21 protein-coding genes are annotated in these 22,698 nt (G+C 62.1%); 10 read left to right on the forward strand and 11 right to left on the reverse strand.

Going from position 1 to position 22,698, the window contains the following annotated elements:
* Positions 1 to 21: 21 nt before the first annotated feature.
* Positions 22 to 822 carry a TraX family protein gene (locus JH15_RS09760; protein ID WP_043529769.1) on the reverse strand — a complete coding sequence of 267 codons (801 nt, stop codon included), beginning with the start codon at positions 820 to 822 and terminating at the stop codon, positions 22 to 24.
* 129 nt (positions 823 to 951) lie between these two features.
* Here JH15_RS09760 and JH15_RS09765 point away from each other — a divergent pair, with 129 nt between their 5' ends.
* From JH15_RS09765 to JH15_RS09800, 8 genes are all read left to right on the forward strand, one after another.
* On the forward strand, positions 952 to 1,914 hold the full coding sequence (locus JH15_RS09765; protein WP_043529771.1) for a LysR family transcriptional regulator: 963 nt from the start codon (positions 952 to 954) through the stop codon (positions 1,912 to 1,914).
* 167 nt (positions 1,915 to 2,081) lie between these two features.
* A complete protein-coding gene (locus JH15_RS09770) occupies positions 2,082 to 2,609 on the forward strand; it encodes a TRAP transporter small permease subunit (RefSeq protein ID WP_043530670.1) in 528 nt (175 codons plus the stop codon).
* Positions 2,606 to 3,928, forward strand: a complete 1,323-nt coding sequence (locus tag JH15_RS09775) for a TRAP transporter large permease (protein ID WP_043529775.1) — start codon at positions 2,606 to 2,608, stop codon at positions 3,926 to 3,928. Before JH15_RS09770 ends, JH15_RS09775 begins: the two co-directional genes overlap by 4 nt.
* Positions 3,929 to 4,010: 82 nt before the next feature.
* Positions 4,011 to 5,066 (forward strand): TRAP transporter substrate-binding protein, encoded by a 1,056-nt coding sequence (locus JH15_RS09780; protein WP_043529776.1) that lies wholly within the window; start codon positions 4,011 to 4,013, stop codon positions 5,064 to 5,066.
* 98 nt (positions 5,067 to 5,164) lie between these two features.
* Positions 5,165 to 6,544 carry a glutamine synthetase family protein gene (locus tag JH15_RS09785; RefSeq protein ID WP_043529777.1) on the forward strand — a complete coding sequence of 460 codons (1,380 nt, stop codon included), beginning with the start codon at positions 5,165 to 5,167 and terminating at the stop codon, positions 6,542 to 6,544.
* Between the two features lie 221 nt (positions 6,545 to 6,765).
* Entirely contained in the window at positions 6,766 to 8,151 is a 1,386-nt protein-coding gene (locus JH15_RS09790) for an aldehyde dehydrogenase family protein (protein ID WP_043529778.1), read from the forward strand.
* A gap of 49 nt (positions 8,152 to 8,200) precedes the next feature.
* Positions 8,201 to 9,382, forward strand: coding sequence for an iron-containing alcohol dehydrogenase (locus JH15_RS09795; protein ID WP_043529780.1), 1,182 nt, complete (start codon positions 8,201 to 8,203; stop codon positions 9,380 to 9,382).
* Between the two features lie 74 nt (positions 9,383 to 9,456).
* Entirely contained in the window at positions 9,457 to 10,182 is a 726-nt protein-coding gene (locus tag JH15_RS09800) for a glutamine amidotransferase-related protein (protein ID WP_043529782.1), read from the forward strand.
* On the opposite strand, the gene JH15_RS09805 is transcribed toward JH15_RS09800, so the two are convergent.
* Together JH15_RS09805 and corA are read right to left on the reverse strand one after the other, a co-directional pair.
* Positions 10,139 to 12,427, reverse strand: a complete 2,289-nt coding sequence (locus JH15_RS09805; RefSeq protein ID WP_081948968.1) for a heavy metal translocating P-type ATPase — start codon at positions 12,425 to 12,427, stop codon at positions 10,139 to 10,141. The two genes, JH15_RS09800 and JH15_RS09805, sit on opposite strands and share 44 nt — an antisense overlap.
* Before the next feature lie 118 nt (positions 12,428 to 12,545).
* Entirely contained in the window at positions 12,546 to 13,499 is a 954-nt protein-coding gene (corA, locus tag JH15_RS09810) for a magnesium/cobalt transporter CorA (protein ID WP_043529784.1), read from the reverse strand.
* A 102-nt stretch (positions 13,500 to 13,601) separates the two neighbouring features.
* On the opposite strand from corA, the gene cadR reads away from it, so the two are divergent.
* Entirely contained in the window at positions 13,602 to 14,060 is a 459-nt protein-coding gene (cadR, locus tag JH15_RS09815; RefSeq protein ID WP_043529786.1) for a Cd(II)/Pb(II)-responsive transcriptional regulator, read from the forward strand.
* A 119-nt stretch (positions 14,061 to 14,179) separates the two neighbouring features.
* On the opposite strand, the gene JH15_RS09820 is transcribed toward cadR, so the two are convergent.
* The 6 genes from JH15_RS09820 to JH15_RS09845 all read right to left on the reverse strand — a co-directional run bounded on the left by JH15_RS09820 (position 14,180) and on the right by JH15_RS09845 (position 19,410).
* On the reverse strand, positions 14,180 to 14,950 hold the full coding sequence (locus tag JH15_RS09820; protein ID WP_043529788.1) for an ABC transporter substrate-binding protein: 771 nt from the start codon (positions 14,948 to 14,950) through the stop codon (positions 14,180 to 14,182).
* A 161-nt stretch (positions 14,951 to 15,111) separates the two neighbouring features.
* Positions 15,112 to 15,843, reverse strand: a complete 732-nt coding sequence (locus tag JH15_RS09825; RefSeq protein WP_043529790.1) for an ABC transporter permease — start codon at positions 15,841 to 15,843, stop codon at positions 15,112 to 15,114.
* On the reverse strand, positions 15,843 to 16,547 hold the full coding sequence (locus JH15_RS09830; RefSeq protein WP_043529792.1) for an ABC transporter permease: 705 nt from the start codon (positions 16,545 to 16,547) through the stop codon (positions 15,843 to 15,845). Before JH15_RS09830 ends, JH15_RS09825 begins: the two co-directional genes overlap by 1 nt.
* Before the next feature lie 29 nt (positions 16,548 to 16,576).
* On the reverse strand, positions 16,577 to 17,347 hold the full coding sequence (locus JH15_RS09835; protein ID WP_043529794.1) for an ABC transporter ATP-binding protein: 771 nt from the start codon (positions 17,345 to 17,347) through the stop codon (positions 16,577 to 16,579).
* A gap of 223 nt (positions 17,348 to 17,570) precedes the next feature.
* Positions 17,571 to 18,554, reverse strand: a complete 984-nt coding sequence (locus JH15_RS09840) for a succinylglutamate desuccinylase (RefSeq protein WP_043530674.1) — start codon at positions 18,552 to 18,554, stop codon at positions 17,571 to 17,573.
* Positions 18,555 to 18,588: 34 nt separating this feature from the next.
* Complete coding sequence (locus tag JH15_RS09845) at positions 18,589 to 19,410, reverse strand: DUF1338 domain-containing protein (protein WP_043529796.1); 822 nt, start codon at positions 19,408 to 19,410, stop codon at positions 18,589 to 18,591.
* A gap of 321 nt (positions 19,411 to 19,731) precedes the next feature.
* On the opposite strand from JH15_RS09845, the gene wrbA reads away from it, so the two are divergent.
* On the forward strand, positions 19,732 to 20,334 hold the full coding sequence (gene wrbA / locus JH15_RS09850) for an NAD(P)H:quinone oxidoreductase (protein ID WP_043529798.1): 603 nt from the start codon (positions 19,732 to 19,734) through the stop codon (positions 20,332 to 20,334).
* 117 nt (positions 20,335 to 20,451) lie between these two features.
* On the opposite strand, the gene JH15_RS09855 is transcribed toward wrbA, so the two are convergent.
* Together JH15_RS09855 and JH15_RS09860 are read right to left on the reverse strand one after the other, a co-directional pair.
* Positions 20,452 to 21,411 carry a YihY/virulence factor BrkB family protein gene (locus JH15_RS09855; protein WP_043529799.1) on the reverse strand — a complete coding sequence of 320 codons (960 nt, stop codon included), beginning with the start codon at positions 21,409 to 21,411 and terminating at the stop codon, positions 20,452 to 20,454.
* A gap of 215 nt (positions 21,412 to 21,626) precedes the next feature.
* Positions 21,627 to 22,655, reverse strand: coding sequence for an SMP-30/gluconolactonase/LRE family protein (locus JH15_RS09860; RefSeq protein WP_043529801.1), 1,029 nt, complete (start codon positions 22,653 to 22,655; stop codon positions 21,627 to 21,629).
* Positions 22,656 to 22,698: the final 43 nt, after the last annotated feature.

Below are 22,698 nucleotides of genomic sequence, written 5' to 3' on the forward strand. Positions count from 1 at the left end.
ACCACCGGGGTAGGCAATCGATCAGCCAAGCCCGCCGACCCACCATAGCCACAGGGCGATCAGGGCGAAGTGGCCGGGGTACCAGGCGAGCCACAAGCGGCGCGGCATCCTGACCGCGACCCTGGGTAGCCATTGCCCAGCGCCGGCGGCAATCAGAAGCACGGCCAGGCAGGTGCCTACGGTGAACGACTTGGCCAGGTCACTGCTGTTCATCAGACCGCAGACCAGCAGTACCGGTAGCGCAGCGGCCACCGCCGTCAGCCGTTCGAGCAGGGCATCGCCCCCGGCCTGAAGATGATGCATGGCCAACATGTAAAGGGGAACCAGCAACAAGCCACGATGACCGTATTCGACCCAATGGCCCAGCAGATACCACAGCGCCAGGGAGGCCACCATGGCGAACACGACCCAGGGGGTGCCGAGCGTTCCGTCCCGTTGCCGTTCGAGCAGCAGACGAAGCCCGGCTCCCCAGGCAAGCCCGGCGGCCAGGGTAAAGCAGATGTTGAGAATCAACCCATCGAAGACGCGCGGCATCATCATGTAGGGAAGCTGGGCCACCAGGCCGATGACTAGAATGCGGCGCGCGTAGCGCAGGGGGTTGCGGGTATTGAATAGCCCATGCCAGGCAACCATCGCGGCAAACAGCGGGAAGGCGATGCGCCCGATCGATGAGCCGGCCCAATCGAGCTCCCATGCCTGGGGAACCACGTAGCGGCTCAAGTGATCGACGGTCATGGTGAACAGGGCCAGCCATTGGCCCCAGCCGGTCCAGTTCGAGGAGGGGCGGGACGAGGGGAGTGCGTCGATCGCCGGTGCGGTCATCGTTACCTCCTGTTGTAAGCGATGGCGCGGCCATGATACTGGCTTCGGCGCGCGCTGTGTACGCTTGCGATGCGGCATTCACGCATTGCGACAGACCTGTACGAGGGGGTCACTACCGGAGAGAAGAGAATGCGCAACGGCTTCGGCTTCGATCTTCGCAGTCTGGAACTGTTCGTCGAAACGCTCGAGCGCGGTAGCCAGAGCGCTGCGGCACGCCATCTTGGCCTCAAGCAATCGACGGTCTCGCAGAGCCTGGCCAACCTGGAACAGGGGCTCGGCGTGGTGCTGTTCCAGCGTCACTCCCGGCCGCTCGAGCCCACCAGTGCCGGCCGTTTCTTCTACGATCGTGCCAAGCGCATGCTGGCCGAGGCGCGAACGACGCGACGCGAACTGGTTTCGGGTGCCTTCGGCCAGTTGCACCAGGTACGCATGGCGCTGGTTGACTCGCTGGCAACGGCCGTAGGACAGCCGCTGATCGAGGTGATCAAGCGTCACACCAGCGATTACACCCTGACGACGGGACTCTCGCACATGCACGGTCATGCCCTGTTGACGCGGCATGTGGATATCATCATTTCAGACGACCGCCTGGAGAACTACGACGGTCTCGAACGGCATGCCGTTCTCGGCGAGCCGTTCGTGCTGGTGGTGCCGGGCGAATGGCACGGCCCGGTGGATAACCTGCGCTGGCTGGCTCGTCAGATGGATTTCGTGCGCTATACGCCGCAGTCGCTGATCGGGCAGACCATCGAGCGTCATCTGCGGCTCAACCGGCTCGAGCTGCCAGGGCGGCTGCATCTGGACAATACCTTCGCGGTGCTGCGTCTGGTCAGTGCCGGGGCGGGGTGGACGATTACCACGCCGTTATGTCTTTACCAGGCGGGGCTGCAACAGCTCGGGGTGCGTGTGGCCCCGCTACCCACTGCACCGCTGCGGCGCGAATTGACCCTGGTGTCACGGCGCGACGAACTGGGCGGCCTCCCGGCCCAACTGGCCCGAGATAGCAGGCGCTTGCTGGCCCGGCACTTCCTGCAAGAGATACAGCATACCTGGCCCGACATCGCCGCCGAGCTCGACCTGCTCGCGTCGTGAGCGTGCCTTATTGGTGAAATGCCGTCATCGGCAGCGCTTTGATCGTGCACTATCGATTTTATCGATAGGCAGGGCGTCGCTGGCATCGATGGTCTTTGCGCTTTTGCCGATCCTCTGCAAAGACTGATTGAAATAACAAACGTCACGTGCCGGGGCGCACCGATACGATGCCAACAATAATCACCTGCTACGTACGCTGGGTAGACGCCTTCAACCGCCGGGTGGGGCGGATCATCATGTACCTGATCTTCGTGATGATCGCCGTGCTGCTCTACTCCTCGATTTCCCGCACCGTCTTCGATGCGCCGCTGATCTGGGGCGTCGAGGTCTCGCAATTCCTGATGGCCGCCTACTTCATGCTGGGTGGGGCGTACTCGATGCAGATGGGCGCGCACGTGCGCATGGACCTGTTCTACTCGCGCTGGTCCGACCGGACCCGGGCGGGCGTCGACATCGCCACCATCGTCCTGCTGTTCGTCTTCCTGGGGGCACTGCTCATGGGGGGCATCTCGAGTACCCAGTACGCCCTGAAGTATGGCGAGACGAGCTACACCTCCTGGGGGCCGCCCCTGGCGCCGATCAAGATCCTGATGACCTTCGGCGTGCTGCTCATGCTCCTGCAGAGCCTCTCGTCACTGTTCAAGGATATTGCCCGGCTGCGCGGCGTATCGCTCGGCGGGGAGATCTCGGAATGAGTTACGAGACGATCGCCCTGCTGATGTTCTCCTCGATGATGCTGTTGCTGCTGACCGGGCAGCGGGTATTCGGCGTGATCGGCTTCGTCGGTGCCGCTGCATCGCTGCTGTTATGGGGGCAAGGCGGGGTGGAAATGCCCTTCAGTGCCGCCATCCAGTTGATGAACTGGTACCCGCTGCTGACCCTGCCGCTGTTTATCTTCATGGGCTACATGCTTTCCGAGTCGGGGATTGCCAGCGAACTCTACGAGATGTTCCACGTGTGGATGGGGTCGCTGAAAGGCGGGCTGGCGGTGGGCACCATCGGCCTGATGGTGGTGGTGTCGGCCATGAACGGCTTGAGTGTGGCGGGCATGGCCATCGGTGCCACCATCGCCTTGCCGGAACTGCTGCGCCGGGGCTATGACAAGATCATGGTCACCGGGGTGATTCAGGCGGGCAGTTCGCTGGGGATACTGGTGCCGCCCAGTGTGGTGCTGGTGCTTTATGGCATGATCGCCCGCCAGCCGGTCAGTCAGCTATGGCTGGCCGGGGCGATCCCGGGGCTAATACTCGCGGCGCTGTTCGTGATCTATATCGTGATTCGCTGTCGCCTGCAGCCGCACCTGGGCCCGGCGCTGCCCGAGGAGGAGCGCCAGATCGGCCTGGGCGAGAAGCTCAAGCTGCTGCGGGCCGGCATCCTGCCGCTACTCATCTTCTTCTTCATGACCGGCCTGTTCCTGATGGGCGTCACCAGTCTGGTGGAAAGCTCGGCGGTGGGGGCGGTGGCGGCCACCCTGGCGGCCTTGGTCAAGCGTCGCCTGACCTGGGCGGTGATCGAAAGCACCGTACGCAAGACGCTGGGCATCAGTTGCATGTTCATGTGGATTATTCTTGCCGCGCTGTGCTTCGGGGCGGTGTTCGATGGCCTGGGTGCGGTGCGCGCCATCGAGAACATCTTCCTCGACCGCATCGGCATGAGCCCGTGGCAGATCCTGGTGATGATGCAGCTCTCCTACATCCTGCTCGGCATGTTTCTCGACGATACCGCCATGCTGGTCATCGTGGCGCCCTTGTATGTGCCGCTGGTCATCAGCCTGGGGTTCGATCCCATCTGGTATGGCGTGCTTTACACCATCACCGTTCAGATCGCCTACATGACGCCGCCGTTCGGCTACAACCTGTTCCTGATGCGCGCCATGGCGCCGCCCGAGATCTCGCTCGGCGATATCTACCGCAGCGTCTGGCCGTTCGTCGGCATCATGTTGATCGGCCTGGCGCTGATCACGATCTTCCCGCAACTGGCGCTGTGGCTGCCGCAGCTCTACCGCGGTTACTGAGCCGCCCTGGAGGTTTTCACCCGAGCCGAAACCGATTGACCGACACGTTGCTTCCAAGAACAAGCACAAGCAGGAGAGACTCATGACCAATCGTCGCGATTTCCTCAAGAAGGCGGGCCTGGCCACCGCCGCCACCGTCGGGGCCACCACCCTGTCGGCGCCCTACGTTCATGCACAGCGCAGTCCGATTCGCTGGCGCCTGCAGACCTATGCCGGGCCGGCCCTGGCCGAGCATGTCATCAAGCCTTCCATCGACGCCTTCAATAAGGCCGCCAACGGCGAGATGGAGATCGAACTCTATTACTCGGACCAGTTGGTGCCCACCGGCGAACTGTTCCGTGCCATGCAGCGCGGCACCATTGATGCCGTGCAAAGCGATGACGACTCGATCAATGCCCCGGTCGACGTATCGGTATTCGGTGGCTACTTCCCGTTTGCCTCACGCTACAGCCTCGATGTGCCCACGCTGTTCAACCACTACGGCCTCAAGGAAATCTGGGAAGAAGCCTACGGCGAGGTGGAAGGCGTCACCTGGCTGGGATCGGGGGCATGGGACCCGTGCAACTTCGTTACACGCGACCCGATTCGCAGCCTGGACGATCTCAAAGGCAAGCGCGTGTTCACTTTCCCCACGGCGGGCCGTTTCCTCAGCCGCTTCGGCGTGGTGCCGGTGACTCTGCCGTGGGAGGACATCGAAGTCGCCATGCAAACCCGCGAACTCGATGGCATCGCCTGGGCGGGAATTACCGAGGCCTACACGGTGGGCTGGGCGGATGTCAGCAACTACTACCTGACCAACAATATTTCCGGTGCCTGGTCGGGCTCGTACTTCGCCAATACCGAGCGCTGGAATGAGTTGCCCGAACACCTCAAGACGCTGTTCAAGCTCAGCATGGATAGCTCCCACTACTACCGGCAGCACTGGTACTGGTGGGGCGAGGCGCACTACCGCACCAAGGGCGGCAAGCTGGAGCTGACCTCGATTCCCGAATCGGAGTGGCAGACCATCGAGGACGAGGCCTTGGCCTTCTGGGACGAGATCGCCCAGGAGAGCGAGCGCAGCGCCAAGGTCGTGCAGATCCTCAAGGATTATCGCGCCACCATGCAACAGGCGGGACCGCCGTACCGCTACTCCTGAGCGGACGGGCGACGCTCGTCTGGGCGCCATGTCAGATTAGAAGGCAGGCGAGAAGGCAGATGAGCGTCGGTTTACAGGCCAGTGGCGAGAGGCACTCCATGAGTTCACTGACAGCAAGAAAGATCACCGACATTGACCTGGCACGGCGGCTCGTCGAACAGCGTGGCCTGAGCCACGTCAAGGTGGGGGTATTCGATATCGATGGGGTCCTGCGCGGCAAGTACATGCAGCGCGACAAGTTCTTCCATGCCCTCGAGCATGGATTTTCGTTCTGCGATGTGGTGCTGGGCTGGGACAGCAAGGATGAGCTCTACGACAACGTCACCTACACCGGTTGGCATACCGGGTACCCCGATGCGCTGTTGCGTATCGTGCCCGAAAGTTGCCGTGACTTGACCTGCGAAGGCGACATGCTGCTGTTCCTGGCCGAATTCGATGGCCCGGCGGGTGAAATATGTCCGCGTCGCTTGCTGCAGCGGGTGCTCGCGCGGGGAGGCGAGATGGGCTTCAAGGTCTGCGGCTCGCTGGAATACGAATTCTTTCTCTTCCAGGAGACGCCCGAGTCGATCCGCGACAAGGGCTACCGCAACCTCAAGCCGTTGACGCCAGACATGATGGGCTACTCGATGCTGCGCAGTTCGGTCCACAGTGAGCTCTATCACGAGCTGCTGGCGCTCTCGGAAGCCATGGATTTCCCTATCGAGGGGCTACACACCGAGACCGGCCCCGGTGTGCTGGAAGCAGCCATTGCCGTGGACGATGCCCTGCCAGCCGCCGACAAGGGGGCGCTGTTCAAGGTCTTCACCAAGGTATGGGCCCAGCGGCGCGGCTTGATGGCCACCTTCATGGCCAAGTGGTCGCCGGACTATCCCGGCCAGAGCGGGCACATCCATCTCTCGCTGCGTCATACCGACAGCGATACATCGGCCTTCTTCGACGCTGACAAGCCCTTCGGCATGAGCGATATCCAGCGCCATTTCGTCGCCGGCCAGCAGAAGCTTATGCCCGAATTCCTGTGCCTGTTCGCGCCGACCATCAACAGCTACACGCGGCTGATCCCGGGCTTCTGGGCGCCCACCGAGGCTACCTGGGGCGTGGAGAACCGCACCACGGCGTTGCGGGTGATTCCCGGCAGCGACAAGTCGCAACGGGTCGAGTACCGGCTGGGAAGCGCCGATGCCAATCCCTACCTGGCCCTGTCAGCAGCCATCGGTGCGGGGCTTTACGGCATCGCGCATCGCCTGGAGCCCGATGAACCGGTCAAGGGCAACGCCTACGAACTCGATCACCCTGAACATCAATCGTTGCCACGAACGCTATGGGACGCCGCGCAGCGACTCAAGGCCTCCGAGGCGGCGCGGGAGCTATTCGGCGATGCCTTCGTCGAGCATTTCGCGGCGACGCGGGAATGGGAGGAGAGGCAGTTTAGAAAACATATAACGGATTGGGAGCTTGACCGGTACTTCGAAATTATTTGAGAAACAGGAATGCGCTGTTGCGCTCCTCATCGCTCGGAGATGTCTAGTCGGGAGGGGTGTCTGTAGGAGCGCAATTCATTGCGCGATGAGTGGCCCGGTCCATCGCGCAGCAAGCTGCGCTCCTACACACGCCAAGCGTCGAGCGGAGATGTCTAGTCGGGTGGTGTATTTGTAGGAGCGCAATTCATTGCGCGATCAATGGCTGAAAGAAAGGGGATGACATGGCCATACAAAAGACGATTTCGCCGGTCGACGGGTCGGTCTACGTCGAGCGGGAGCAGGCCGACCCGGAACGGGTCGAGGAAGCACTGGCGCGGGCCGTTGCGGCGCAGCGTGAATGGCGGGAAACGCCGCTCGCCGAGCGGGCGCGGCTGTGCTCGGCCATGGTCGATGCGTTCGTTGCGCGTCGCGACGAGCTTGCCGAGGAGTTGACTTGGCAAATGGGGCGGCCGACCGCCGTGGCGGGGGGTGAAATCGGCGGCTTCGAGGAGCGCTCGCGCGGCATGATCGCGCTGGCCGAGTCGGCGTTGGCCCCCATTACGCTACCCGACAAGCCGGGTTTCACCCGCTATATCACCCGGGAACCGTTGGGCGTGTCGTTCATCGTGGCACCGTGGAACTTTCCCTTCATGACCGCGGTGAATGCCGTCGTGCCGGCGATCATGGCCGGCAACGCCGTGATCCTCAAGCACTCGGCGCAGACGCCGCTGTGTGCCGAGCGTATCCAGGAAGCGTTCGATGCCGTCGGTCTGCCGACAGGTGTTTTCCAGCATTTGCATCTCTCTCACTCCGCCACCGAAACGTTGATCCGTGACCCGCGTATCCAGCATGTGTCCTTCACCGGATCGGTTGCGGGGGGTGCGATGGTCGAGCGCAATACGGCGGGGCGCTTCATCGCCACGGGGCTGGAACTGGGCGGCAAGGATCCCGCTTACATTCGCGCCGACGTGGATCTCGACGAGGCGGTGCCGGGCGTAATGGATGGCGCGTTCTTCAACTCGGGGCAGAGCTGTTGCGGAATCGAGCGCATCTACGTGCATGCTGATATCGCCGAGGATTTCATCGCTCGTGCGGTGGCCTGGGTGAAACAGCTCACGCTTGGCAACCCCACCGACCCCGGCACCTCTCTAGGGCCCTTGGTGCGTCCCGCGGCGGCCGACTTCGTCCGCGGCCAGATCGAGGAGGCGGTGACGGCGGGGGCCAAGGCGTGGATCGACCCTGGCGACTATCCGTTGTCGACGCCGGGCAGTGCCTATCTGGCCCCGCAGGTCCTGACCCAGGTCGATCACGGCATGCGCATCATGACCGAGGAGAGCTTCGGTCCGGTGGTGGGCATCATGACGGTGGATTCCGACGAGGAAGCCGTTCGGCTGATGAACGACAGTGCCTTCGGCCTGACCGCGGCCGTGTTCACGCGCGACCTGGCTACCGGTGAGGCGCTGGCACGCCAGCTCGATGCGGGAACCGTATTCACCAACCGATGCGACTATCTCGATCCGGAACTTGCCTGGACCGGCGTCAAGCAGTCGGGGCGGGGCTGTTCGTTGTCCCGCATCGGTTACGAGACATTGACCCGGCCCAAGTCCTTTCACTTGAAGCACGCCTGACAGGTCGTGCGCAAACGAATGAACACTCGTGAATGCTCAGGAGACCCGCATGAGCCTTGATATCAATCATTTCTCCACGGGCTGGAACTATCCGGCCCAGATCCTCACCGGGGCCGGGCGTATCCGTGAGCTTCCCGGCGCCTGCCAGGCCCTAGGCATGAAAGCGCCGCTGCTGATCACCGACCCGGGGCTCGCCGGCTTGCCAATGGTCAGCGATATACGTGCGGCCTGCCATGAGGCTGGCCTGGCGATCGACGTATTCAGCGAGATCAAGGGCAACCCCACCGGCAAGAACGTACTCGATGGCGTGGCGGCCTTCCGCGAAGGCGGGCACGATGGCGTAATCGCTTTTGGGGGCGGTTCGGGACTCGACGCTGCCAAGGCCGTTGCGCTCATGGCTCACCAGCGCGAAGGGCTGTCGCTGTGGTCGCTGGAAGATATTGGCGACAACTGGAAGCATGCCGATGCCGCGGCCATCGTACCGGTCGTCGCCGTGCCCACCACGGCGGGGACCGGCTCGGAAGTGGGGCGGGCCTCGGTCATCACCGATGAAGTCGAGCACGTCAAGCGCATCATCTTTCACCCCGGCATGGTACCCAGCACGGTGATCCTCGATCCCGAGTTGACCGTTGGCCTACCCCCCAGTATCACGGCGTCTACGGGGATGGATGCGCTGTCGCACTGCCTGGAGGCCTGGTGTTCGCCCAATTACCATCCCATGGCCGAAGGCATTGCCGTGGAAGGCATGCGGCGCATCTGCCATTACTTGCCGCGGGCGTTCTTGCACGGTGACGACCTTGAGGCGCGCATGAACATGCTGGTTGCCTCGATGATGGGCGCGACTGCCTTCCAGCGTGGCCTGGGCGCCATGCATGCGCTGGCGCATCCGCTGGGGGCGCTCTACGATGCCCACCACGGCACGTTGAACGCGATCCTGATGCCCTATGTGCTCCGCGCCAACGAGTGCGCCATCGGCGAGCCCATGGTGCGCCTGGGCCGTTATCTGGACCTTCGCCAGCCAGGCACCGCAGCAGTCATCGACTGGGTGCTGGAGCTCAGGGAGCGGTTGGGGATTCCGCATACCCTGGCCGCGCTGGACATCGACACTCGCCAGGCCGAGAAGGTGGGGCAAATGGCCGTGGTGGACCCGTCGTCAGGTAGCAATCCGATCGCGTTCGATGCCCAGGCGTACCAGCGCATCTTCGTCAATGCGGTGGAAGGACGGCTTTGACTCGACTGTGAGGATTGAGAGAATCGTCGCGCTTCATATCCCTATGCCATCAAGGAACCTCAAGAGGAGCGCCAATGGAACTTGGCCTGTTGCAATGCGATGACGTGGCACCGGAGCTACGCGACACGCACGGAAACTATCCGGAAATGTTCACCCGGCTGTTCCAGGCCGTCGACCCCGACGTGACGTTCCGGGTCTGGCGGTGCCTGGATGGCGAGATTCCCGAGGATGTCGATGCCGTGGATGCCTGGGTCACTACCGGCTCCAAGTTCGGCGTCAACGACGGTTTACCCTGGGTCGACCAGCTGAGCGATTTCGTGCGCCGGTTATGGGACGCAGGCAAGCCCCTGATCGGGGTTTGCTTCGGCCATCAACTGATGGCCAAGGCATTGGGTGGCGAAGTGATCAAGAGCGAGCGCGGGTGGGGGGTCGGCATGTCGTTCAACCGGGTCGAGGATCGGGCACCCTGGATGGCGCCCTGGCAGCCGGGCCTCGACTTGCTGGTCAGTCATCAGGACCAGGTCGAGCGGCTTCCTCCCGAGACCCATGTCCTGGCAGGCAGCGCTTTCTGCCCCTATTACCTGATTCAGATCGGCGAGCACTTCCTCGGCGTGCAGGGCCATCCCGAATTCACCAAGGCCTATTCACGCGACCTGATGAACCTGCGAAGCGAACTGGTGGGCAGCGAGCGCGTCCGTGAAGGCCAGGTCTCGCTGCACGCACCGGTGGACGATCAGCTGATGGTACGCTGGATGCTCAATTTCCTGCGGGCGCAGCGCGCCTTGTCGCGTGCGTCGTGACGCTGCCGTCGGCCTGGTCGTGACTCGGGCTCGCGCCACGCAGCAGCCGCAGCCCATTGGCCACCACCAGCAGGCTGGCACCCATATCGGCGAATACCGCCATCCATAGCGTGGCGTGACCGCTGAAGGCGAGAGCGAGGAATACCGCCTTGATACCGATGGCGAAGGCGATGTTCTGAATCAGAATCGACCGGGTATTCCTTGAAAGCTGCACGAAGCGGGGAAGCTTGCGAAGATCGTCGTCCATCAGTGCTACATCGGCCGTTTCGATGGCGGCGTCACTGCCTGCTGCGCCCATGGCAAAGCCGATATCGGCCCGCGCCAGTGCCGGAGCGTCGTTGATGCCATCGCCGACCATGCCAATGGTGCCTTGGTGGGCCTTGGTCTCGATCAGCGCGAGCTTGTCCTCGGGCAACAGCTGACCGTGGGCTTCGTCGATGCCGGCTTCCTGAGCCATGGCAGCGACGCTGACGGCGTTGTCTCCCGAGAGCACCATGGTCTTGACCCCCAGCCGATGCAACGCCTCGATGGCCTCGCGACTGGTCGCCTTGAGCGGATCGGAGACTGCAAACAGTGCCAGGACCCGTTGAGTGTCGCCCAGCATGACGACACTGGCTCCGCGCTGCTCCCAAGGTTCGAGCTGCTCGCTCAACGCCGCGGTATCCAAACCGTAGGTTTCAGCCAGGCGGCGGTTGCCGAGCCAGACTGTTCTGCCAGCGACCTTGCCTTCGATGCCGCGCCCTGGATGCTCCGTGACGTCATCGATCTCGTCGTTGGCGATACCGGCCTCCTTGGCTGCCGTGGCGATGGCCTGCGATACGGGATGGTTCGAGCGCCCGGCCAGGCTGGCCGCCAGACGTCTGGCTTCCTGAGGTTCTATGCCTTGAAAGGCTTGCCAATCCCCTTGGCGAGGCCGACCCTGGGTCAGGGTGCCGGTCTTGTCCAGGGCGAGCCAAGCCAGGCGGTGGCCTTGTTCGAGAAATTGCCCGCCCTTGATCAGAATGCCGGACCGTGCCGCGGCTGAGAGCCCACTGACGATGGTCACGGGTGTGGATATCACCAATGCGCAGGGGCAGGCGATGACCAGCAGTACCAGGGCGCGGTAGATACCGTCGAGCCAGGCCGTGCCTGTCAGCAGGGGCCAGAGAAGTGCCGTGGCAATGGCCAGGATGAAGACGGCCGGGGTGTAGACGGTGGCGAAACGATCCACCAGGCGCTGTGTGGGGGCGCGGCTGGCCTGGGCGTCTTCCACGGCATGGATGATTCGCGCCAGGGTCGTATCGCGCGATAGCCGCGTGGTCTGGAAATCGAACTCGCCGTGGCGGTTGATCGTCCCGGCGAAGACGCCGTCGCCCACCTGCTTGTCACGGGGCAGGCTTTCCCCGGTGATGGGGGATTCGTCGAGCGCCGGGCTACCGCGTACGATGTCGCCATCCAAGGCCACTCGTTCTCCGGCACGCACGCGTATACGGCTGCCTATTGGGATGCGGTCGGCATCGACCTCCTGCCATTCTCCATCCTCCTGTTGCATCCGGGCGCGGGGCGGGGCCATATCGAGCAGATCGCGAATGGCATGGCGGGCACGCGCCAGCGAACGCGCCTCGATGCGTTCGGCCAGCGTAAACAGCACCAACACCATGGCGGCTTCGGCCCACTGCCCGATGAGAAGCGCGCCAGTGACGGCCACGCTCATCAAGGCGTTCATGTTCAGTGAGCGATGGCGCAGGGCGATCATGCCTTTCTTCCAGGTCGGTAGACCCACCAGGGCGATGGCACCCAGTGCCAGGGCCGGCGGCGCCCAGGTCTCGAGCCAGGGGGCGGCACCGAACCAGTGGATGCCTTCGGCGGCAAGGGCGAGCAGGGCGGCCAGCGCCATTGGCCACCAGCGGGATGGGCGGTCGGCGTCCGCGCTCTCGTCGTCATGCGGTGCATCGTCGTCGATATCGACCGGGGTCATGCCGGTGCTGCGGACCTGCCGCTTGAGAGCGTCGGTATCCGCCTGACGATGGTGCACGGTCATGAGCCGGTCCATCAGATTGAAGTCCAGCGACACGACGCCGGGTTGGTCCTTCACCGCCTTGCGCAATACCCCCTCTTCGGTGGGACAGCACATTTCATCGATGCGCAGGCGCAACGCCTGAGTATCGGGCGGCTGTGCTGGCGTCTGGGGAACCGCTTGGGGATCCCCGGACTCGGTGCGCGGCTGGCAGGCGCCGCCGCAGCAACCTGTATTTTGCTGGGACATGACGAACTCCGTAAGGCTCGATCTTGTCCCATGAAACACCCTGTAGTGACTACAGGGTCAAGTCCGATAAAGGCCCAAGCTAAACGGGAGCCTGTCTGACTGGACCCGCGGTGCCATGTTACAGCCAGTTCTTGTGCTTGAAATAGAGATAGGGCGAGACGCCGGCAACCGCCATCAGGAGCAGGGCAAAGGGGTAGCCGAACGGCCACGAGAGCTCGGGCATGATCTCGAAGTTCATCCCGTAGATACTGGCGATCATGGTCGGTGGCAGGAACACGACGGCGGCGATCGAGAAGGTCTTGATGATCTGGTTCTGCTGGATATTGATGAAGCCTTGCGTCGAGTCCATCAGGAAGTTGATCTTGTCGAACAAGAAGGTGGTATGCGTCATCAGGGTTTCGACGTCGCGCATGACCTCACGCGCGGTCTCCTGGAGCTCGGGGCTGCCGCGCAGGTGCCGAGTGAAGAAGGAGATCGAACGCTGGGTATCCATCAGGCACAGGCGGATCTTGCCGTTGCTGTCCTCGAGCTTCGCCAACTGATCGATGGCATCCTCGAGATCGGAGTCTTCCTCTTCGAGCACCAGATGGCTGACATCCTCGAGCTTGCGATGGATGTCCTCCAGGGTATCGGCGAGGTTCTCGACCTTCTGCTCGAAGATGGTCAACATCAGCGACTGGGGGGAGTCGGCCTCCACCTGGCCGCTGCGTGCCCGCAGGCGTAGCAGTCGAAAATCGGCCAGGTCGGTGTCGCGGAAGGTGATCAGTCGCTCGGGCTGCAGAATGAATGCGACCGTAGAGTTACCGTGGCGCCCTTCACTTTGAGAAAGGAACAACGAGTGCACGTGGATGCCATCGGCATCGACGAAGTAGCGTGCCGAGGACTCGATCTCCTCGACGTCGTCAGTGGCCGGGAGTTCATCGGCCAGGAAGCTGTTGAGGCGCTCGCGCTCGTCCTCATCGGGGTCATGGGCGTCGATCCAGGTCGCCCTGGCCAGCCGCTCGGCCAGCGGCAGCGTTTCCTTGGCGACTTCCTGGATGGTGCGGCGACTGAGTTGGAAAGTCCGGATCATCGTCGTCCTTGTTCGTCTCGTGGCTTGCGCAAAGCGTAGGCAATGGCTCTATTGTCGCCAATTGCAGCAGGGTTTGAAACGTTTCATCCCGGGAGGAAGAACATGAAAATTGGAGAGTTGTCGCGTCGCTCAGGCTGCCCCGTGGAGACCATCCGCTACTACGAACGCGAGGGTCTGATCCCCGAGCCCTTGCGCAGTGCAGCCAACTATCGTCTTTATGGCGAGGCGCACGCAGAGCGTTTGAGCTTCATTCGCCACTGCCGGGCGCTGGACATGACCCTGGACGAGATTCGATCGTTATTGATCTACCACGATCATCCCGAGCAGCCTTGCGGGGAGGTCAATGCACTCATCGACAACCACCTCGAGCACGTGGCTGCGCGTATCGCCCAGCTGCAGGCGCTCGAACAGGCGTTGGTTGCCCTGCGGGCGCGTTGTAACGGCGTGAGTGCCGCGGGGGAGTGCGGCATCCTCAGTGAACTGGCACGCCCGGTGGAAAGCGAGGCCATTCAAGAGACTGAATCGGTGGGGCATGTGCCCGGAACCCATCGACGCGTCTAGGCGATCGATCTCTAAAGGAAGACATTAGATTGGGAAGAGGGACTGAAGAGAGATAGGAGAGAGGTTAGAGAGTACCGCGAGGCGAGGACGCTCCCCCGGCAGGCCGGGGGAGCCGGCGGTTACTGCTTTTCGCTGAAGTAGCGGTTGTAGATTTCGTCGTAGGTGCCGTTGTCGCGCAGGGTGGCCAGGGCATCATTGAATTTTTCGGCCAGGGCCTCGTCACGCTTGCGGAAGGCAATACCGAAGCCGTCGCCAAAGTACTCCTTGGGTTCGGTGATCATCTCGCCGACGACCTTGTAGTTACCCTCTTCGCTGTCGAGCAGGGTCGCCTTGCCGACCGGGAAGTCGAGGAACAGGATATCGAGACGGCCCGAATCCATGTCCAGCACCATGTCATCGGCGGTGGCGTAGCGATTGACGTCGGCCACGTCACCGAAATTGTCGGTCACGTAGTTGTCCTGCAGAGTACCGCGTTGTACGCCGATGGTCTTGCCTTCCAGCGTTTGCGGATAGGGCATTTCGATATCGGTATCGGCCGGGGCGAACCATGCGGACGGCGGCGTGAAGTACGGATCGGAGAACAGTACCTGTTCGCGGCGCTCATCATTGATGGTCATCGAGGACATGATGGCGTCGTACTTGCGGGACATCAGTCCGGGGATGATGCCGTCCCAGCCCTGCACGATCCACTCGCACTCTACACCGATCTCGTCACAAAGCGCATTGCCCAGGTCGATGTCGAAACCGGTCAGTTCCCCTTCGGGCGTCCGGTATTCCATCGGCTCGTAAGGAACGTCGACGCCGATGCGTACCTCTTCGTAATCGCGTGCCTGGGCGCTGCCGGCCGCGATGGCTGCGCCAAGGAGGGTCACGCCAAGAAGTTTCTTCATGAATACAGCTCCTTCATTATTGGAATGATCGTCTAGCCACGTCGGGCAGGCTGACGAATATACCGGTAGGGACTTCCACACAGTAGCGTACCCATCCCCGCTCCGGAAGAGGGAACCCATCCTCGACGGACTGGATTCCCAACGCTCGTTTGACGCTCATGTCATTGATTGGCCGGCTTGAGATGTGCCAGCAGGCGTTTCTCGAGGTAGCGGAAGAAGTACAGGATGGCGAAGGTCAGGCACAGGTAGATGCCGGCCACAAACAGGAAGGCTTCGAATGGCGCGTAGAAACGTGCATAGACGAAGCGGGCCGCGCCGGTCAGGTCCATGATCGTGACCACGCTGGCAATGGCACTGGCATGCAGCATGAAGATCACTTCGTTGCCGTAGGCCGGCAGCGCGCGACGGAAGGCGCTGGGGAGGATGATGCGTCGCATCATGAGTCGCTGCGACATGCCGTAGGCCCGTGCCGCCTCGATCTCGCCGCGCGGGGTGGATTTTATCGCACCGCGGAAGATCTCGGTGGTATAGGCGGCGGTGTTCAAGGTGAACGCGATCAACGCCGGTACGAACGGCTTCTCCAGGATCAGCCAAAGCCAGGTGTCCTGGATGCCGTCCACGAAGACCACGCCGTAATAGATCAAGTAGAGCTGGACCAGCAGCGGGGTGCCGCGAAACACATAGGTAAAGAAGAAGATCGGCATCTTGATCCAGGCATGCCGCGAGCCACGGCCGATCGCCAGCGGCACCGCCAGCACCAGGCCGATGATCAACGAGAGGAACACCAGCTGCACCGTCGTCACCAGGCCTTCGCCGTAATAACCCAGCGTCTTCATGGTGAAGATGGTGTTGTCTGCCAGCAGTTCGGTCAGCGCGTTCATCAAGGCTTCCATCAGTGCGACTCCCCGAAACCGACGTCATAGCGCTTCTGCAGGCGCGCGAACCCCCATTCGGAAAACGTGGCGATCAGCAGATAGATCAGCGCGACGATGATCATGAAGGTGAACGGCTCGCGGGTGGCCTTGGAGGCCTCGGACGCCACCCTGACCATATCCGACAGCCCGATCACCGAAACCAGTGCCGTGGTCTTGAGCAGCACCATCCAGTTATTGGACAGCCCCGGCAGGGCATGGCGCATCATCAGCGGGAAGCGGATGCGGCGAAACACCAGCCAATGGCTCATGCCGTAAGCACGCCCGGCCTCGATCTGACCGTTGTCGACGGCCATGAAGGCGCCGCGGAAGGTTTCTCCCATGTAGGCACCGAAGATCAACCCGATGGTGATCACGCCGGCCACGAACTCGTTGACGTTGATGAAGATATCGATGTCGAAGCGGTCGTAGAGCATGTCGGTGAACATGTTGATACCGATCTGGCCGCCGAAGAACATCAGCATCATCAACACCAGGTCCGGCACACCGCGAATCACCGTGGTATAGAGTGTGGCGACCTTGTGCAGCATCCAGTTACGCGACATCTTAGCGCTGGCCGTGAGCAGCCCAAGCACGACGGCGACCACTAATGACAGCACCGCCAGCTCGATGGTGACCAGAGCGCCTTCGAGAAGACGCGGGCCATAGCCATGCAGATCGATCATGGTTCTCTCCTTGGTTCCCGGTCGCCCGGTCAGTGCTTGGGCGCGAGGAACTGCTTGAGGCGACCGGAACGGGGATTGCCGAGCACTTCCGCCGGTGGCCCCGCCTCTTCGACGTGCCCTTGATGCAGGTAGATGACTTGGGTGGAGACATCGCGGGCAAAGGCCATTTCGTGGGTGACCACGATCATGGTGCGACCCTCCTCGGCCAGGTCGCGCATGACCTTGAGCACATCGCCGACCAGTTCCGGGTCGAGCGCCGACGTGGGTTCATCGAACAGCATCACTTCGGGATCCATGGCCAGGGCGCGAGCGATGGCGCCACGCTGCTGCTGGCCCCCCGACATCTGTGCCGGGTAGTAATCGGCCCGCTCGGCCAGGCCTACCCGTTCGAGCAGGGCGCGGCCATGTTCGATGGCCTCTTTCTTGGATTTGCCCAGTACATGCACCGGCGCTTCGATGACATTCTCGAGCAAGGTCATGTGCGCCCACAGATTGAAACTCTGGAACACCATCGACAGCTTGGCGCGCATGGCGACGACCTGTTTCCAGTCGGCGGGTTCGCGTCCATGGCGGGTCTGCTTGAAGCGGATCTCTTCGCCATGAACGAGAAGATCGCCCTCGTCAGGCTGTTCGAGCAGGTTCATGCAACGCAGGAAGGTACTCTTGCCGGAGCCGGAAGCGCCGATCAGGGTGATGACATCGCCCTTGTGGGCCTCGAGCGAGAGGCCCTTGAGCACCTCGACATCGCCAAAGCGCTTCTTGATGTCACGCACTTCGAGGGGGATGGGTGTAGCGGCCATATCGGACTCCAGAACTTGGGTTGCCGCGAGTTCTCAGCGGCCTAAGGATCGTGGCTGGCGCGAAAAGGGGGCGATTCTAGCAGGCCGATCGCGTCTGGGCAGAGCCCGATGTGGTGTTTGTCTTACAACTTTGGTCGCTCATGCGATGATTCATGGTCATAGGGGCCTGCAACGTCTTGTTATGTTTGAAAATACTGCCGCCTTCGGTTCGCTTCGTGAGCGGTCACTCGGGTGGCGTGGCCGGGCTGACCAATAGCGCCGCGCGGGCGCCGAGTTCGACCCGGGCATTGGGAAACACCACCGCGAGGGGGTGTTCGCCGACCACGCAATCGCCGGCCACGCTATCCCGGGCCAGGCGCGTGCCGGGGGCGAATTCGGTGAAGTTGGGCGTATCGTCGGCAAAGCACAGGGCGAAATCGTCGGCTTCACGCATCAGTTCGTGCTCGACGCGAAAGAACGCCATTCGCGATGCCTCGGCACCAGGCGGGTCACGCCCTTCTACCAATGCCTCGAGCAGTGCACCCATCGGGCGCAGGGCGTCGAGATCATTTTCGCCGAATGGGGCGACCTTGCCCAGTTCCAGAGTAAACGCTTGGGCCTGATGGTAATGCTTGGAGTAATGCGAAAAGGTCCAGCTATGCCGATGCTGATGCAGCACTGCCTGGATTCCAGCGGCGGCCAGCCAGCGCCACTGCTCGCCTTCGATGCGGACATCGGCGAACGGCTCCACGGCGAATCGTGGGTAACGACTGTCGCGAATCGCCGTATGCATGTCGTAGTGCAGCCGGGGCAGGGGGTGACGTGCGTAGAAGCCATCGACGGCGTCCATCAATGCCTTTGCCCGCTGGGGCTCGTCACCGCTTTCGTCGAGGTCGCGTCGAAACAGTCGATTGAGATTGGTGGCGATGAAGCGTGTCTGGGCATGCACGGCGGGAATGTTGCCCAGAATCACCAGCACCGGCGCCCCCAGGCGCAGCAAGCCAGCTTCCAAACGTGCCAGCAACTCGCCCAGCAGCTCGATGGGTGCTGTCTCGTTACCGTGGATCCCCACCGAGAGCACGCAAGCCCGCGCCTGAGGCTGAACGTGATCGGGCTCGAGTTCGAGGATACCCGCTGCGTGTACGCGATACTGGCCGGCGGGTATTCGCCCCTTGTCGGCCTCGTCGAGGGTGCCGTCCGGGGAGCGGTCCAGCCAGTGTCCCAGCATGCCGAGGCGCTGCGTGTCATTGGCTCGCATATCTTTACCCGGCATGGGAAGTGCGTTGTCCGCTGTCGGTAGATTCGAAGATCTTGTCGGCACTGGCCGCCACGAAGCCCTGATAGAGCTTGCCATCGGCATCGCGATAGCGCTTGGCGAATTCGTAGTAACAGGTCGGGATCTCTTCGACCTGGCCTCCGGCAAAGGTGAATGGCTGGCGATCGGCCAGGGTCGAGCCCTGTTCAAGAAGCACCTCGGGCGAGCCCTTGATGCGTCCGCCGGATTCATTGATGCCCAGCCCCAGGGATTCGACCTTGGCGAGCACCTTCTCCAGGGTATCGAAGTGCTGGAAATGGTTGACGCTAATGGTGAAGTGGTTGGCACGAAGACCGATGATCGATAGCCAGGCGGCGTATTCACTCTCTTCCATCAGGGTGCGGTAGTCGTCGAAGCTGGGCGCTTGCCACAGGCGCCCGGCCCACATCACGTCGGGGGTTTCCACACGCGACGGATCGATCTGGCCGACCAGGTCGTCGATGATGGACTGGGCGCGAGTCGAAAGTTCGCTGCACATCAGTTCCGACAGGAAGACCCTGGGCAGCCCCTCGGCGGGGGGAAGGTAGCCATAGGCACGAAGCTTCTTGGCCTCGAACGTATAGGGCTCGTAGCGTGTATAACCGAGCGCCAGCAGGTGGGGTTCGAGGGTGGCCAGGGTAATGGCGCCACGATCGAAGGTACGAAAGGCGACATGATCGTTGACGATGGTCTCGCCGGCGTCGACGAAGGCATCATGAATTCGGCTGGCCTGGGGCGTCATGGCGGTGTAATCGTCCCAAAGCCGCGAGAAAAACGTATCGATATCCATGGTCAGCCCTTTCCTCTTGTTGTTGCCCGTTTAGCCAGCAAGCGTCGGCCGGCAGGTGACCCTCACCTTCCCGGGCCGACCTCACGAGTACAAGTACCGGCGTCGAGCTGATGAAAAAGCCGGGTGCGAACGTGAAAAATCGCGTCATCGGGTTCGACAGGGTGAGCAGCCTGCTAGGCTGACGAGTCGATAAAATCGTTTCCTGGACACGAAATCATTCGCTTAACCCGCGGTGAGGCTTCGCTAGACTAGGCACCTGGACGAACCATTACGAACCGTATCGGCAATCCAACTCTCGCAAGAGTGACAAGGAGTGGCAGCATGACAAAGGTATTGGTGCTTTATCATTCGATGTATGGACATATCGACACCATGGCCAAGGCGGTGGCCGAAGGCGCACGTCAGATCGACGGGGTCGAGGTCACTATCAAGCGTGTTCCTGAGACCATGGATCCCGAGACCTTTGCCAAGGCCGGAGGCAAGCAGGATTTCGATACGCCGGAAGCCCGCCCGGACGAGTTGGGCGATTATGACGGGATCATCTTCGGAACCCCGACTCGCTATGGCAACATGACCGGGCAGATGCGCACCTTCCTCGACCAGACCGGTGCTCTGTGGGCCAAGGGCGCCCTGCGCGGCAAGGTGGGTAGCGTGTTCACCTCGACAGGTACCGGTGGCGGTAACGAGACCACCGTTTTCACCTCCTGGACGACCCTGGCCCACCACGGCATGCTGATCGTCCCGATCGGCTACGGCATTCAGGAACAGTTCGATATTTCTGAAATGCACGGGGGCTCCCCGTATGGCGCTGCCACACTCGCGGGGCCTGACGGTTCACGCCAGCCCAGCGATCGCGAGCTCAAACTGGCGCGCCTGCAGGGCGAGAGCGTCGCCAAGGTGGCGGCAGCGCTCAGCGCCAAGTAATGGCAACGATGGGACAGTCCTTACACAGCGACTGACCATGCAAGTGGCCATTCAAATAAGACGCCCCGCTTCAGCGGGGCGTCTTGCGTTGCGGGGCGGCGTCCACCTGAAACGATCCTACTGGCTTCGTCCCAGTGAATCGGCCGCGTATGCGTCGCGTTTTCCCATGCGATTGCGCTGGCCGTGTGTGGTGTCATGTTTGGTCTGTTTTTCCATCTCGCTGTTGAGTTCGGCGCCCATCAGTACGATGAACGCAGAGAGCCAGAACCACATCAGCAGAATGATGACCGCACCCAGGGAGCCGTAGGTTTCGTTGTAGCTGGCAAAATTGCGCACATAGAGCGAGAAACCGATCGAGCCGATGACCCACAGGACGACGGCCACCGTCGAGCCCGGACTCGTCCATTGCCAGCGCGGTTCCTGACGATCCGGCGCGTAGCGATAGAGCACGGCAAGCCCCACCATGACGACAGCCAGCAATAATGGCCAACGGGCGATATTGATTGCAGTGCCGATGACTCCGTCAAGGCCTAGAAGGTCGACCAGGACGGGGATGGCGGTGACGGTGCCCAGTGCGACGACCGTCATGACGATGCCGCCGGCGGTGAGCACCAACGTGAGCAGCGTTTTCTTGATCATGCCGCGCTCATCGAGTTCGTCGTAGGCAATGTTCAGCCCTTCCATGAGGCCCTTGGTTCCCTTGGAGGAGCTATAGATCGCCAGCAAGATCCCGCCGATGGCTGCCAGGCTCATGCCCACACTGGCATCTTCGGTGGCTTGTTCGGCCTGTTGCGTGATCAGGTCGGCCGCCTGGCCGGGCAGCAGGTGGCTGACGTTCTCGATCTGCTGAGAAATTTCCTGTGGGTCGAAGACCAGTGCCCATACCGAGGTGATCGCCACAATGGCTGGAAAAATGGCCAGCAGCGCATAGAACGCCACGCCGGCGGCAATGATGGGTATATGGTCCCGATCCATCTCGCCCTTGACTCGCTTGAGGATATCCCACCAGCCGCGTTTGGGAATCTGGCCTGGGCGATCGGCTTGGCGCCCATGCTCGGCCTGTGAGGTGTCCGTCATGTGTATTCACGTCCCGGTGTTGAAGTGACCTGATAGAAGGCATTTCCAATACCTATGCACTCAAGCTAGAACACTGGGCGAGCGAGAACCCCCTATTCTCACCAGGCGCTACAAAAAGCCGCGAAATGTAGGGCGGCGGAAACGTCCTGAAGCAAACGCAGGGCCTGCGCCCCCGGCCTGTGACCCGGGGGGCGCTAAGGAAGTGATGAGGAGGTTCAGGCACCGCGGGTGGCGGTATAGACCGTATAGACGGATTGGCTGGCCGTCATGAACAGGCGGTTGCGATTTTCGCCGGCGAAACACACGTTGGAGCAGACCTCGGGCAGAAGAACGCGGCCCAGCAGGTCGCCCTCCGGCGAGAAGACCACCACGCCATCGATGCCTTCGCCGCCGTTGGCGCTCGACCAGATATTGCCGTCCTGGTCGCAGGCCATGCCATCGAAGATCGTGTCTTCGCTGGTGACGACCACCTGCCGGTCGCTGACGCTGCGACCGTCGTCGCCCAGCGTCCAGCGAATGATCCGGGCCGGCTCGTCGAAATGGGTCGGGGCGCTGTCGCTGGCATAGAACCCACTACCATCCGGCATCAGAACGATACCGTTGGGTTTATGAATGTCCTCGGTCAGCTTGATCGGCTCGTCAAGGCTGTCGTCGACATAATAGATGGCCGTCTCGAGCTCCAGCTCACGCTTCTTGCCTTCGTAATCGAAATGGGCGCCATAGCCTGGGTCGGTAAAGATCACACCGCCGGAGGGCAGGGCGACCACGTCGTTGGGGGCATTCAGCGGCTTGTCCTGATAGCGCTCGGCGAGCACCGTGGTGCTGCCGTCCCACTCGTAGCGTAGAACCCGGGCGGGGTGATGCTCGCATGAGACCAACCGGCCTTGATGATCGAACGTGTTGCCATTGGAATACCCGACGTTGTTCCTCAGCACGCTGACCTGCCCGGTAGCCTCATCCCAGCGCATCTGCTTGGCACGCGGGATGTCACTGAACACGACATAGCGTCCCACGGCGTTCCACGCCGGCCCCTCGGTCCATAACCCCCCGCTCCAATGGCGTTCCAGAGGGGTGTTGAAGATCATGTAATCGTTGAAACGGGGATCCTCGACCTTCCAGGCATCGATGGGATAACGATCGGGGGTGGGGCCCTTCGAGCCCTGGAAGGCAAACAACTGAGGTGACGTACCGACAGCGGCCAGGGCGGCCGTTGCCGAAAGGAACTGACGGCGTCCAAGTTTCATGGGTCTGTCCTGGGATTGTTGCCTGATGGCGTTGTTGTGAGTG

It is taken from the genome of Litchfieldella xinjiangensis, assembly GCF_000759345.1.
Lineage (GTDB): Bacteria > Pseudomonadota > Gammaproteobacteria > Pseudomonadales > Halomonadaceae > Litchfieldella_A > Litchfieldella_A xinjiangensis.